Raw genomic sequence first — 13,986 nt, 5'->3', positions numbered from 1 at the left:
TCACCCTGAGATCCAACACCGCACGCCAACGGCCCCGCACGAGCCGCGCTCCCCTCCCGCCCGGGAGAACTCCCCCTTCCCCAGGAGGCCGCTCATGACCACCACCGAGCAACCCTCGGAGCAACCAGCCGAGAAGCACGGTCACGACGACTCGGAACTCAACGAGTTCGGCTACAAGCCCGAGCTGAAACGCACCCTCGGCAACTTCCACACCTTCGCCGCCGGCATCAGCTACATCTCCATCCTCACCGGAACCTTCCAGCTCTTCTACTTCGGTTACGGCAGTGGCGGGCCCGCCTACTGGTGGTCCTGGCCCATGGTCTTCATAGGCCAGTTCATGGTCGCCCTCTGCTTCGCGGAACTCGCCGCCCGCTATCCCGTGGCCGGTTCCGTCTACAACTGGTCCAAGAAGATCGGCAATCCGCACATCGGCTGGCTGGCGGGCTGGACGATGCTCATCGCCTCGGTCGTGTCGATCGCCGCCGTGGCCCTCGCCTATCAGCTGACACTTCCTCAGATCTCTTCCGCGTTCCAGTTCGTGGGCGACGGCACGGGCAAGTACGACGTCGCCACCAACGCCGTGCTGCTGGCCTCCGTCCTCATCGTCTTCACCACGCTGGTCAACGCCCTCGGTGTGAAGCTGATGGCGAGGATCAACACCGCGGGCGTCTTCATCGAGCTGATCGCGACCGTCGTACTGATCGTGCTGTTCGCCGTGCACATCACCCGTGGACCCGGGGTCGTGCTGGAGACGAACGGCACGGGAGCGGGCCAGCCCGGCGGCTACTTCGGCGCGTTCCTGGTCGCGTCGCTGGCGTCCGCGTACGTGATGTACGGCTTCGACACGGCCGCCTCGCTCGGCGAGGAGTCCCTCGACCCGTCGCGCAACGCGCCGCGCGCGATCATCCGGGCCATCGTCGCCTCGTTCGTCCTCGGCGGACTCGTCCTGCTGCTCGCGCTGATGAGCGTGTCCAGCCTCAAGGGCGACCGGCTCTCCACGGACGGCCTGCAGTACGTCGTCCTCAACGTGCTCGGCGAGGACGCGGGCAAGGCCATGCTGTGGTGCGTGTTCATCGCGGTCACCGTGTGCGCCCTGGCCGTGCACACGGCGGCGATCCGGCTGGCCTTCGCGATGGCGCGGGACAACAACCTGCCCGCCTCCTCCAAGCTGGCCAAGGTCCATCCGCGCTTCCAGACCCCGATCCTGCCCGCGGTGATCATCGGCATCCTGGCGCTGGCCATCCTGGTGGTCAACATCCGTCAGCCGCAGATCTTCACCGTGGTAACCAGCATCGGCATCATCCTGATCTACCTGGCGTATCTGCTGGTCACCGGGCCCATGCTGGTGGCCAGGCTGCGTGGTGAATGGCAGCCCGCGGGCGAGGGAAGGTTCTCGCTCGGCCGCTGGGGACTGCCCGTCAACATCGTCGCCGTGGTGTGGGGCACGGCCATGATGATCAACCTGATCTGGCCGCGCGCGGCGGTCTACAACGCGGCGGCCCCGTATCACTGGTATCTGCGGTGGGGTGCCGTCCTGTTCGTCGGCATCGTGATGGGTGGCGGCTTCGCCTACTACTGGTTCGTTCAGCGGCACCGCACCGGCGTGCTCGCGGAGCACCAGTACCGGGCCGCCGACGCGCCTCTTCCGCCCGCCTCCCCCGCGTCGGCCCCGACGGCCGACTGAGCCGCCGACACAACCCCCTCCCCGCCCACCCCACGGACAGAACGACTCAAGAACTGCAAGGAACGCAAGAGCTCCAGGACTCCAAGGAGGTCAACTCCCCATGCAAGAAGATGAGTTCGACTATGTGGTGGTGGGTGGGGGCACCGCGGGCAATGTGGTGGCGGCCCGGCTCTCCGAGGACCCGTCCGTCACGGTGTGCGTCCTGGAGGCCGGGCCCAGTGACGTCGGCGACGACGCCGTCATGAAGCTGGAGCGCTGGATGGGGCTGCTGGAGTCGGGCTACGACTGGGACTACCCGGTCGAGCCGCAGGCCAGCGGCAACAGTTTCATGCGGCACGCCCGCGCCAGGGTGCTCGGCGGCTGTTCCTCGCACAACTCCTGTATCGCCTTCTGGGCACCGGCCGAGGACCTGGACGACTGGGCCGCCGCGGGCTGTACGGGGTGGAGCTCGGCCGAACTCTTCCCGCTCTACCGGCGGCTGGAGAACAACGACGCTCCCGGCGAGCACCACGGCCGCACCGGCCCGGTGAAGCTTCGTTCGCTGAAGAGCGACGACCCCTGTGGGACCGCCCTGTTGGAGGCCTGCGCCCAGGCGGGCATTCCGACCACCCCGTTCAACACGGGCAGGACCGTGGTGCGGGGCGCCGGTTGGTTCCAGATCAACTCCGACGAGAACAACATCCGGCAGTCCTCGTCGGTCGCGTATCTGCACCCGATCCTCGGCAAGCGGCCCAACCTGGACGTCCGTACCGGGGTGCGCGCCAAGAAGCTCGTGCTCGACGGGCGGCGCTGTGTCGGCGCCGAGTACCTGGACCCGGACCTGATCCACACCCGGACGGTACGGGCCCGGCGCGAGGTGATCGTGTCCTGCGGCTCGATCGACAGCGCGAAGCTGCTGATGCTGTCGGGCATCGGGCCCGCCGGGCATCTGCGCGAGGTGGGCGTCGACGTGGTGGTGGACGCGGCCGGAGTGGGCGAGAACCTCCAGGACCATCCCGAGGGCGTCATCATGTGGGACGCCGAGCAGCCCATGACGACCACCTCCAGCCAGTGGTGGGAGGCGGGCATCTTCTACGACACCGAACCGGGTCTGGACCGGCCCGACCTGATGTTCCACTACGGCTCGGTGCCGTTCGACATGAACACCGCGCGGTGGGGCTACCCGACCTCCGAGAACGCGTTCTGCCTCACCCCGAACGTCACCCGCGCGAAGTCACGCGGCACGGTGCGGCTGCGGACCCGCGACTACCGGGACAAGCCGAAGGTCGATCCGCGGTACTTCACGCACGAGCACGACGCGCGCGTGATGACGTACGGGCTGAAGCTGGCCCGGCGGATCGCCTCGCAGCCCGCGCTGAGCGGGTGGGCCGGGGCCGAGCTGGCCCCCGGCCCCGACGTCCGCACGGACGACGAGCTGCTCGACTACATCCACAAGACCCACAACACCGTCTACCACCCGTCCTGCACGGTGAAGATGGGTGCGCCGGGTGACGCCTCCGCCCCGCTCGACCCGCGGTTGCGGGTCAAGGGGGTGGAACGGCTGCGGGTCGCTGACGGGGCTGTGATGCCGGATCTGGTCAGCGTGAATCCGTGCATCACGACGATGATGATCGGCGAGAAGTGCGCCGATCTTCTGAAAGAGGATGCGTAAGGCGCCCCTTAGGGGCGCGGGGAACTGCGCGACCAGCCCCCAGCGGGCCCGCAGTTCCCCACCACCGCCCGGTTACGGGGCGCTCGGCGCGGGCCGCTTGTACATGCGGGTCGCCGTGATCTCGGTGTGGGCGGCCTCCCCCGTGGGGACCTCCCTCGGGAGCCCCGGACGCAGGTGTTCCTCCACGCTGATGTACTTGAGCCCCGCCCGCAGGTCCGCGTCGTTGCGCAGCCGGATGACCAGCGGGAACTCGGCGAGCGCGGTCGTGTCGAACAGACCTGTCGTGTAGAGGAGTTGCACGCCCAGCGCGTCGGAGACGGCGCGCTGCAGCTCCAGCAGGTACGTCGCGTTGGCGCGCCCGATGGGGTTGTCCAGGAACAGCGTGCCGGCGTGCCGGTGCTTGTCCCGGCCCCGGTCGTTGGAACGCAGGGCCGCCATCGTGCAGTACAGCGCGATCGCCGCGGTGAGCAGCTGGCCGCCGGAGAACACGTCGCCCATCTGTCCGACGGGGACGCGCTCGGCGCGCAGTACGGCGTCGGGCTTGAGGATCTCGACGGCCACACCCTTGGGCTGGAGGGCCGCGCCGACCGCTCTGAGCAGCAGGGACATCCCGTCGCGGCGCAGGTCGGAGTTCTTCTTGACCGCCGCCCTGGTCGCCTCGTCGACGACCTCGCCGAGCCGCTCGGCGAGCGTGGCCTGGTCGGGTTCCTCGAAGCGGATCCGCAGGAACTCCTGCCCTGACCACTCCCCCAGTCCTTCGGGGAGCCGGGACAGCCGCTGGGCCGAGCGCAGGGTGGCGAGCGCGGACTCGACCATCCCGCGCAGCCGGTCCACGATGGAGTCGCGGTTGCGCTCCAGCTGCGCCAGCTCGTCGGTGAGGACCCGCAGTCGGGGTGCGAAGGCGTCCGCCCACTTCTGCGCGTGCTCGGGCAGCGCGGACGCGGGCAGCTCCCGGATCTGCTGACGCGCGGGGGTGCGCACCTGCTCGTACCGCGTGGAGTTGGCGTGCCGTACGAGGATGTCGCTCGCCTCGCGCACGGCCGCCTCGGCGGCGGAGAGGTCGGCGGCGCAACCGCGCAGGGAGCGGCGGGCCTCGGCGGCGGACTGCCTGGCCTCTTCGAGCGTGCCCGGATAGGGCTCGGTGTCCTCCTGCTCGTCGTCCGAGTGCTCCCGCAGGAGGTCCCGGAGCAGGGCGGCCGTCTCGTCGAAGCCGCCGGCCGCGTCCTCGGCGGCGCGGTGGGCGTCGAGCAGCTCGGTGTGCGCCGCGCGTGCCTGGTTCAACGCCTCGGTGCGGGAGGCCAGTTGGCCGGTGGCGGTGCGGAGCAGCGTCTGTGCGTGCTCCGCGTCGCGCGGCACGAGGTCCTCGGGCAGCTCGGTGTGGGCGTCGGCGTCCTCGGGCGCGTGCCGCTCCGCCTCTCCGCGCAGCCGGCCGAGCTGTTCGCTCGCGGTCGACACGCGGCCTTCGAGGAGCTGGACCAGCTCCTCGGCACGGGCCACGGCGGCCTGCCGGGACGGGCCGTCGGAGCCGTCGGTGGACTCCAGGAGCTGGGCGGCGCGCGTGCGCACCTTGTTGGTCAGCCGGTTCAGCTCCGTGAGGGCCGTGCGCTCGTCGCTCTCGGCCCGGGCCTGCTCGGAGCGCAGGTCGGCGCCGACGCCGACCTTCTCGTACAGCTGGGAGGCGGCCCGGTAAGCCTCGCGGAGCGCGGGCAGCGACGACTTCGCGGCTCCCGGCTCCTCCGCCGGCAGGTCGTCCGGGGCGCCCGCGATCTCCGCGCGCTCGGCGCGCAGCGCACGCGCCGTGCGGCGGGCGTCGTCGGCGGCGCGCTGGGTGCCGCGCCGGTCCTCGTCGGCGGCGCGGGCCCGCTCCAGACAGGCCTGGGCGCGGGCCTCCGACTCGGCCGCGTCGTCGGCGAGTTCGCGCACCTTGACCTGCCAGGCGGCGCGTTCGCGCAGCCGGAAGGCGAGTCCGGCGAGCGCGTCGGCCCCGCGCCGGGCGCGCTGTGCGGCCTCCTGCCGTTCGTCGCGCGCGTGGGCCGCCTCGGCCGCCGCCTCGTCGGCCTCGGTCCGCGCGGCTCGCGCCTCGGCGAGCTCGGCCTCGGCCTCCTCGGCGAAGGTACGCGCGTCACCGGCCGCCGTGGCCAGTTCGGTGAGCCGCCCCGCCGGGCAGCCCGTCCGCCAGGAGGCGAGCCGCGCGGCGAGCTCGCGGTCCTTGGCGAGCCGGGCCGCCGACACGCGGATCTCGTCGTCCCGTTCGGCCGCGCGCCTGCGCAGCGCCTGCCGCTCCTCGTCGGCGGCGTGCTCGTCGTGCATGGCCGGGTTCGGCGGTACGAGGAAGACGTCGTCGCCGCCCGCGCCGGGGGCCGGGGTCGGGGCGAGGAGCGCGGCGGCCGTACCGACGGCCACGGTGGAGCGCGGGAGCAGCGCGGCGTCGGTGAGTGCGTCCCGGGCCCGCGCGTGGGTGTCCGGGTCCGTGATGATCACGCCGTCGACCAGTTCGGGCCGGGCGGCCATCACGCGCGCGTGGTCGACGGGGTCGACGGCCTGCGCGAGGTAGCGCCAGCCGGGCAGCGCGGGGATGCCGTGCTCGCCGAGGTACTCCACGGTGGCGAGCACGTCGGGGCCGGGCGGCAGCAGTCCGCCGTCGCCGAGCGCGCCGAGGATGCGGGAGTCGTCGGCCGCGGCGGTCCGCAGTTCGAAGAGCTGTCGTTCGGCGGAGGTGACGGTGTCGTCGAGGAGCTGTCGGAGCTCGTCGGCGTAGTGGTCCAGTTCGCGGGGCGTGAGGGGCCCGTCGGCCGCGGAGCCGTCGGGGGCTCCTGTCGCCGGGGCGCTCCCGCCGTCGGCGCTGTCGTCGGTGGCGACCGCGTGCCGGGGCCCGGGCAGCGACGGGCGCCCGGAGCCTGCCGAACCGCCGGAGGCGCCGGGCAGGCTGAGCAGTTCGGCGAGCCGCTCCTCGCCCGCCAGCGCCTGGGCGATACGCCGTTCCGCGTCGTACGCGTGCTCGGCCGCCGTCGCCGCGTCGGCCGCGCGGGCCGCGGTGAGCTCGGCCCGGGACTCGACGGACGCGGCTTCCCGGGCATGGTCCGCGGTGCGGCGGGACGCCTCGCGCGCGGTGTCCCACGCGGCGACGGCCGTCTTCTCGGCGTCGCTGGCGGCGAGCGCGGCACGGGCCGGGTCGGCGTCGGGGGCGGTGTCGTCGAGCCAGCCGGCCCGCACCGCCTCGGCGGTCTCCTGCTCGACCTCGCCGAGGCGCTGGCGCAGATGGCCGACCTCACTGCGGGCGCGCTGGGCCTCGGTGGCGGCGGCCGTCGCGTCCCGGTGGGCGGCCTCGCCGACCTCCTGGAGCGAACTGGACCGCTCCTCCTCCTCGTTGGCGACCGCCTCGGCCCCTTCGGCCGCCGCGTGCAGGGCACGTACGAGATCGACGGCGGCCCGCGAACGTGCGGCGAGGGCCGGTGCGGCGTCCCGCTCGGCCTCAAGGATCGCGGCCGCCACGCGCGTGGAGCGGTCGGCTGCCGCGCGGTGCCGCAGCACGGCTTCCGCCGCCTGCCATGCCGAGTGCAGGGTGCGCGCGTCGGCGAGTTCCTTCTTCTGCGCGGCCGCGCCCTTCTCCGCTCCGGCGAGTGCCAGCGAGGCGTGCCGGTAGGCCAGTTCGGCCGCGATCAGTGCGCTGCGTTCCCTGGCATCCGCCGCGTCGGTGACCCGGTGGGCGGCGGTGGTGACCTGCTGGGCGAGGTCGCCGGTGCGGCCGCGCTCCAGCACGGCGCGCGCGGAGAGCCGCCGGGCCAGTGTGCGCGTACGCCGCTCGGCGGCCGTGTGGATGTCGCGCGCGTGGGAGCGTGCGCCGGCCGCTTCGACGATCCGTCCGAGCAGGTCCACGGATCCGGCGGTGAACTCCCGTTCGGCGATGAGTTCGGCGCGTCGTCCCAGCTTGTTGCCGAATCCGCCCACCAGGTCGGCGAGGCCGTCGGTGTCCCTGGTGTCGGTGACCGCGCGCAGCAGCAGGTCGGTGAAGTCGGAGTCCTTCTTGACTGCGAAGAGACCGGCGGCCTCGCCCTCGTCGGCGTTCATCTCGCGCTGGTAGCGGAACAGTTCTGGGTCCAGGCCCAGGTCACCGAGGTGTTCGATCCACCGGTCGTGGATCTCCTCCCAGTGCACTTCGAGGTGCGGGTACGCCTTGCCCGCCTCGGTGAGCGCGTCCCTGAAGCCCTTCATGGTGCGCCGTCGGCCCTGCGCGCCCGAGACGCCCTCCACGGGCGGTCGCACGACGGTGGCCTCGGCGACCGGCAGGTTGTCCAGGCTCAGCCCGGGTCCGGGCCGGAAGGAGTACCAGGCCTCGGCGAACTTCCGCGGGTCGTTGGAGACCTGCCGTCCGCGCCACTCACTGACCTTGCCGACCACGACGCACTCACCGGTGAGCGTGTGCTGCCACTCCAGGGCCACGTGCCCGCAGTCGTCCGCGAGCAGGAACTTGCGCAGCACGCCGGAGCTGGCGCCGCCCAGGGTGTTCCGGTGGCCGGGCAGCATCACCGAGAAGATCAGCTTGAGCAGTACGGACTTGCCGCCGCCGTTCTCCAGGAAGAGCACACCGGCGGGTGCGGGGCGGCGCGGCGGTCCGACGGGCTCCTCCTGGAAGAACTCCGCCTGGGTGGGCGCGGGGTCGGGCACAAGGCCGCCGACTCCGCGCAGGTCCAGCACGGTGTCGGCGTAGCGCGCACCGGCCGGCCCGATGGAGTAGAGGCGGACCCGGGACAGCTCGTACATGGCGGACTCTCGTAGTCGTAAGCGGTGGGGGGAAGTGGCGGGAGGGTTTCGAGGGGGTCAGTGGTCGGGGGGATCGGGCCCGGCCGGGTCGGATCCGGGTCGGTTACGAGTGGAACGGCAGCCCTGCGTCGGCGGCCAGCTCCAGATCGTCGCCGTCCTCGGCGGGCATCAGGCTCGCGGTGCCGTCGGTCACCGGCACGACGCCCAGCTCCAGCAGCTCGGCCAGGGCGGCGCTGCCCGCCATGTCCCGTACCTGGAGCTGATAACGAGCGGTCGTCCGGTACGTCCCTCCGCCGTCGTCCCCGGTGCGCTGCAGGAACCCGGAGTCGGTGAGGAACGCGGCCGCCTTGCCGACGATGCCGGTGGTCGAACCGGCCAGTCTTCGCGCGTCCTTGGTGGCCCCGGCGGAGCTGCGCCGCGCCCAGATCCGCCAGGCGGCCTCAAGGCCCGGCGCGTCCGTGGCCGGGTCGGTGTTCTCCCCCAGCTCCTCGGCCCGCTCCTCCAGGCGCCGGCAGGCCTGCCGTACGAACGCGTCGACGCCGTTGACCGACACGCGCCCGATGTATCCGTCGTCCGCGAGATCCTCTGGCCGCGGGAAGGCCAGGGCGGCGACGGCGAGGTGGGCGAGTCCGTGCAGGAACCGGTCGCCCGAGTCGGCGGACGCCCGCCGCGCGTAGTCGCCCATGCGCACGGCGAACACCGAGTCCTCGGCGGCGGTGACCGCCATCCCGGCCCGCGGGGACACCTCAAGCACGACGAGCCCGAGCCCGGTGGCCACGGCGTCGGCGAGCCGCGCGAAGGGGGGATCCTCGCGGTAGCGCCGCAGCAGCTCGGCGTACTCCTGATCCCGCGCGGGCTGCGTCTTGGGCTGCAGCCCGAAGGCCACGAGCCGTGCCGCGTCCGCGGTGTCGGCAGGGGTGACGGGGGCACTCACCGCCGCGGTGACCGCCTCCGGCTCACTCCACTCGACCTGCTCACTCACGACTGAGACTCCTTGCTACGAAAACACGGCCCTCGTGAATATCGGGGCCCAGGTCAGGCGGCCCCTCGGGAGCGCCCCCAGGAGCGCGGGGAACTGCGCGCCCGGCCACGGACGGCCCGCACGTCACAACCCGCCCGCAGCACCCCGCCCTGCTCAGGAAACCGCTCACGCGACCTCCGTCCGGCCGGCCGTCATCCCGGCCACGTCCAGCAGAGCCATCCCCACGATGAGATCCGCCCCGCCGAACTCCGGATCGTCCAGCTCGACCCCGTCGTCCACGGCGAACAGCAGTCGCTCCTCGCCCTGCCGATACGCGGTACCGACCGGCGGACTGGCCGCGTGCACCGCCAGCAGGGCGACCAGGTACGGCAGTTCGGGATCCTGCCGCCGCGCGTCCGCGAGCAGCCCGGACAGCCGGCGCGGCGCGTCGGCCGGCAGGTCGAGCAGCACCATGGCCGCGGCGAGCTGCTCCTCGCTGAACCGGCTGTCGTCCGGCGTGGCGATCAGATCCGGTTCGGGCATCTCGGCGCCCAGGTGCTCCCGCTCCACCGGCGGTGTCAGCAGCAGGTCGACCAGATCCCCGACCCGGACGGACGCGGGGGTGCGCAGCCCCGTGCCGCGCGCGAAGAAGACGTCGGTCACCCGCAGCGCCTGCTCCATGGGCAGCGGCAGCACGGGCGCGACGAGATGCCCGTAGAGGTCTATCCCGGAGGTCGTCATCGGAGTCGCGAAGGCCTGCCGGTCCTGCTCGGCACGGAACAGCGGCCCGGCCTCCAGGAGCCGGGACTGCAACTGCGTGTGGCGCCGGATGCAGTCCTTGACGATGTCGACCAGTTCGGCGGCGCGGCGCTTCTGCTCAGGGTCCTCCGACTCGTCGCGCGCCTTGCGGATGTTGGTGAGGATCGCGTTCTCGTGCCGGTAGCGGTCGGCCACGTGGTCGAGGGCCTCGGCGATCATGTCGGGCACGGCCTGCAGCCAGTCCACCGCCCGGACGTTGCGCCGGGTCGCGTCCAGGGCCCTGCGGAGCGTCTCCGAGTACTGCACGGTCCGGTAGCGGGCCTGCTCGGCGGCAAGCTGGGCGTCCGCGAGGCGGCCCCGGCTGATCAGCACCTCCAGCTTGACCTCGGCGGCGATCTGCGCGCTGGTGACGTCGGTGTCGAGGGCGCCCACGAGGACGTTGACCGCCTCGTCCGTCGTACGGAGGTACACGCTCCCCCCGTAACCCGCCACCTCCTCGATCAGCTTGAAGTCGTAGTCACGGCGCACGTACGAGCCGTCGGTCGCGAACGTGCCGTACACGGCCCGGAAGCCCCGGTCGACGCTGCCGACGTTGATCAGGTTCTCCAGGACCCAGCGGGCCACCCGCTCGTGCTCGGCGACGGGCCGCCGCGGGGCCTGGGCGGCGATGCGCGGGATGAGCCTGGCCACTATCTGGTCGTGGTCGGCGCCCGTGTCGAAGTCCATGTTCAGAGTGATGAGGTCGATGGAGGCGAGGGCCACCTCCGCCATGCCGTACACCGAGTACTCGCCCGCGAGGTTCGCCTTGCGTACGTCGAGGTCGTGCAGCGGCGCCGTGCAGGCGAGCGCGCGCAGCCGCCGCGCCAGGCCCTCGTCGGCGGCCGGGCCCGGTGCGGGGCGGGGCGCTGCGCTGAGCTGGGGCGGAGCGGGGGGTGTCGGTGCGGGCGGAGTCACGGTGCACAGACTAGGTGCTTGGTCTGACATCCACCGAAACGCTCCGCTGGGTGCGGTGGGGTGGTCGCGCCGTTCCCCGCGCCCCTAAAAGCAAAAGATTGCGCCGTTCCCCGCGCCCCTTAGGGGCAGAAGACTGCGCCGTTCCCCGCGCCCCTGGAGGGGCTTCGCTAGAGGGGATCCGCCACTCTGCGGCTGTATACCTCCGTGACCCTTTTGCGGGAGTCGTCCAAGTACACCGCCAGCAAGTTCTCCGCCTGCTCGCGGTCGCCGGTCTGGAGGGCCTGGAGGATCTGGCCGTTGCGGGCCAGGTAGGGCTCGTGGAGGCGCTTCGGGTCGTCCACGAGGTGGAAGGCGAGCCGGAGTTCGGCGAAAACGCTGCGCATCAGCTCGTCGGTACGGGCGCTGCCGGCGAGCGCCACCAGTTCCTGGTGGAAGTGGATGTTGGCCGTGCCCAGGCCCTTCCAGTCACCCTCGTGGGCCGCCCGCCGGCCGTCCGCGACCGCCTCGGCGAGGCCGTCCACCGCGTACGGCGGCTTGCCGAGTCCGCGTACGACGGCGCATTCGACGAGGCTGCGGGTGCGGTAGATGTCCTCGACGTCCTCCACGGTCAGGACCCGTACGAACACGCCCCGGTTGAGCTGGTGGACCAGCAGCCGCTCGTGCGTGAGGAGCCGGAACGCCTCGCGCAGCGTGTTGCGCGAGACACCGAGCGCGCCGCCGATGCTGTCCTCGGACAGGCGCTTGCCGGGCGGGAAGTACCCGTCGGCGATCCGGCTCCGCAGGATGTCCGAGACCCGCTCGGCGGTGCTGGTGCGGCCCAGCAGCGCGCGGTCGTCCGCCAGTCCGTTCAGTTCGGCCACTCTCGAATTCAATCGCAGATACAAGAACGAAACAACATGGGTATTGAAGGATCGTTCAACGATCCTCTACCTTGCTTATCAGGCACCGGGCCCGGCGGGCACTGTCTCCTCCTCCCGGCACCGACGGCTTCCGCACGGCATGGCACGGCTCAGTCCCCAGCACCCTCCCGTCCCTCATCTGCGAGGTGCCCATGAGCACGACCCCTCCACCGCAGGCCCCGCCCACCACCGAGACGCGCCCCGGAGCGGGTGAACCCACCGCCGACGAGGGTGCGTTCGCCTGGCTGCGGGCCCTCGGGCCGCGCGGCCGCCGCGCCTTCGGCGGCGCGTTCGGCGGCTACGGCCTGGACTCGTACGACTACTTCACACTGCCGCTGAGCATGGTGGCCCTGGCCGCGTACTTCGGTCTCAGCAGTGGCCAGACCGGGCTGTTCACGACTGTCACGCTGGTCGTGTCCGCGATCGGTGGCGCCGCCGCGGGTGTCATCGCGGACCGGATCGGGCGCGTCAAAGCACTGATGATCACCGTCATCACGTACGCGGTCTTCACGGTGGCCTGCGGCTTCGCGCCGAACTACGAGACCCTGCTGGTCTTCCGCGCTCTCCAGGGCCTCGGTTTCGGCGGTGAGTGGGCGGTCGGCGCGATCCTGGTCGCCGAGTACGCGAGCCCCGAACACCGGGGCCGTACGCTCGGCGCGGTCCAGAGCGCCTGGGCCGTGGGCTGGGGACTCGCCGTGGTCGTCTACACGCTGGTCTTCCAGTTCCTCGACGACGACATCGCCTGGCGCGTGATGTTCTGGACCGGCGCCCTGCCGGCCCTGCTGGTCGTCTGGGTGCGCCGCCAGGTGAAGGACGCCCCGGAGGCGGCCGAACGCCGTAAGGAGAGCCCCGGGAAGGGTTCCTTCGCCGCGATCTTCAAGCCGGGCACGGCCGCCGCGCCCGGACTGCTGAAGACGACGATCTTCGCGGTCCTGCTCTCCACGGGCGTCCAGGGCGGTTACTACACGCTGGCCACCTGGGTCCCGACGTATCTGAAGACGGACCGCGGACTGTCCGTCGTCGGCACCGGCGGCTACCTCGCGTTCCTGATCTCCGGAGCCTTCATCGGCTATCTGACCGGCGGTTACCTCACCGACAAGCTGGGCCGCAAACGGAACATCCTGCTCTTCGCGATCCTCTCGGCGATCTGCATCCTGGCCTACGCGAACATCCCGAGCGGCGCCAACACCCTTGTCCTCGTGCTCGGTTTCCCGCTCGGGTTCTGCATGTCGGCGATCTTCAGCGGCTTCGGCTCGTTCCTCAGTGAGCTGTACCCGACGGCCGTACGCGGCACGGGGCAGGGCTTCACGTACAACACCGGCCGTGCCGTGGGCGCGGTCTTCCCGACCCTGGTGGGCTTCCTGGCCGACAGTTGGGGTGTCGGGGGCGCGCTGGTCTTCGGCGCGATCGGCTACGGTCTCGCGGCACTGGCCCTGATCGGTCTGCCCGAGACCCGTGGGAAGGAGCTTCTGTGAACCGCACGCAGCACCGCCCGCTCAACCTTCTCGACGACCACGCGCACGCGTGGAGCCCGGCGGAGGCCCGCTCGCGGTTCCGCGCGGGTGTGTCGGGTCCCACCGCGGGCTGCTCCGCGGGCCACACCCAGGCGAACCTGATCTCGGTGCCGGCCGACTGGGCGTACGACATGCTCCTGTTCTGCCAGCGCAACCCGAAGGCCTGCCCGGTGCTGGACGTCACCGACGCCGGTTCCCGGACGACGGTCCTGGCCGACGGCGCCGATCTGCGCACCGATCTGCCCCGCTACCGGGTGTGGGAGCACGGCGAACTGGTGGAGGAGCCCACGGACGTGGTGGGGCACTGGCGCGACGACCTCGTGTCGTTCCTCATCGGGTGCAGCTTCACCTTCGAGTGGGCGCTGGTCGACGCGGGCGTGCCGATGCGCCACATCGAGCAGGGACGCAACGTCTCCATGTATGTGACGGGCCGCCAGTGCCGGCCCGCCGGGCGGCTGCAGGGGCCCATGGTGGTGTCCATGCGTCCGGTGCCGCCCGAGCACCTGCCCGTGGCGATCCGGGAGACCAGTCTGCTGCCCGCGGTGCACGGCAGCCCGGTGTACTGCGGCGATCCGGGTGCCCTCGGCATCGAGGACCTGGGCCGCCCCGACTTCGGCGATCCGGTGGACTTCGAGCCGGACGACATCCCGGTGTTCTGGGCCTGCGGTGTGACGCCGCAGGCCGCGGTCATGGCCTCGCGCCCGCCGTTCGCCATCACCCACGCGCCGGGCCAGATGTTCATCACCGACGCCCGCGACGAGCAGTACCGCGTCGCCTGAGTCGCCCGACCGGAGAACGGACAC

The 13,986-nt window shown here is 71.9% G+C and carries 8 protein-coding genes; 4 read left to right on the top strand and 4 right to left on the bottom strand.

From position 1 onward, the window contains the following. Positions 1-94: 94 nt before the first annotated feature. Positions 95-1,684, top strand: coding sequence for an APC family permease (locus OHS59_RS36665; RefSeq protein WP_328497630.1), 1,590 nt, complete (start codon positions 95-97; stop codon positions 1,682-1,684). A gap of 100 nt (positions 1,685-1,784) precedes the next feature. Continuing rightward, positions 1,785-3,335 (top strand): GMC family oxidoreductase, encoded by a 1,551-nt coding sequence (locus OHS59_RS36660; protein WP_328497629.1) that lies wholly within the window; start codon positions 1,785-1,787, stop codon positions 3,333-3,335. Between the two features lie 72 nt (positions 3,336-3,407). Here the strand turns inward: OHS59_RS36660 and OHS59_RS36655 are convergent, their stop codons facing one another. The 4 genes from OHS59_RS36655 to OHS59_RS36640 all read right to left on the bottom strand — a co-directional run bounded on the left by OHS59_RS36655 (position 3,408) and on the right by OHS59_RS36640 (position 11,630). Then, on the bottom strand, positions 3,408-8,096 hold the full coding sequence (locus OHS59_RS36655; protein ID WP_328497628.1) for a hypothetical protein: 4,689 nt from the start codon (positions 8,094-8,096) through the stop codon (positions 3,408-3,410). Between the two features lie 103 nt (positions 8,097-8,199). Next, positions 8,200-9,078 carry a hypothetical protein gene (locus tag OHS59_RS36650; protein WP_328497627.1) on the bottom strand — a complete coding sequence of 293 codons (879 nt, stop codon included), beginning with the start codon at positions 9,076-9,078 and terminating at the stop codon, positions 8,200-8,202. A gap of 165 nt (positions 9,079-9,243) precedes the next feature. After that, entirely contained in the window at positions 9,244-10,770 is a 1,527-nt protein-coding gene (locus OHS59_RS36645; RefSeq protein ID WP_328497626.1) for a hypothetical protein, read from the bottom strand. A gap of 167 nt (positions 10,771-10,937) precedes the next feature. Further along, positions 10,938-11,630, bottom strand: coding sequence for a GntR family transcriptional regulator (locus OHS59_RS36640; protein WP_328497625.1), 693 nt, complete (start codon positions 11,628-11,630; stop codon positions 10,938-10,940). Between the two features lie 191 nt (positions 11,631-11,821). On the opposite strand from OHS59_RS36640, the gene OHS59_RS36635 reads away from it, so the two are divergent. Both OHS59_RS36635 and OHS59_RS36630 read left to right on the top strand, forming a co-directional pair. Next, positions 11,822-13,144 (top strand): MFS transporter, encoded by a 1,323-nt coding sequence (locus OHS59_RS36635; protein ID WP_328497624.1) that lies wholly within the window; start codon positions 11,822-11,824, stop codon positions 13,142-13,144. Continuing rightward, positions 13,141-13,962: a putative hydro-lyase gene (locus OHS59_RS36630; protein ID WP_328497623.1), complete on the top strand. Its 822-nt coding sequence runs from the start codon at positions 13,141-13,143 to the stop codon at positions 13,960-13,962. The genes OHS59_RS36635 and OHS59_RS36630 overlap by 4 nt, the downstream gene beginning before the upstream one ends. Positions 13,963-13,986 lie beyond the last annotated feature (24 nt).

The sequence above is a fragment of the Streptomyces sp. NBC_00414 genome, from assembly GCF_036038375.1.
In the GTDB taxonomy this organism is placed as follows: domain Bacteria; phylum Actinomycetota; class Actinomycetes; order Streptomycetales; family Streptomycetaceae; genus Streptomyces.
Note: the sequence above shows the minus strand (reverse complement) of the source record. Positions and strands in the feature narration are given on the sequence as shown.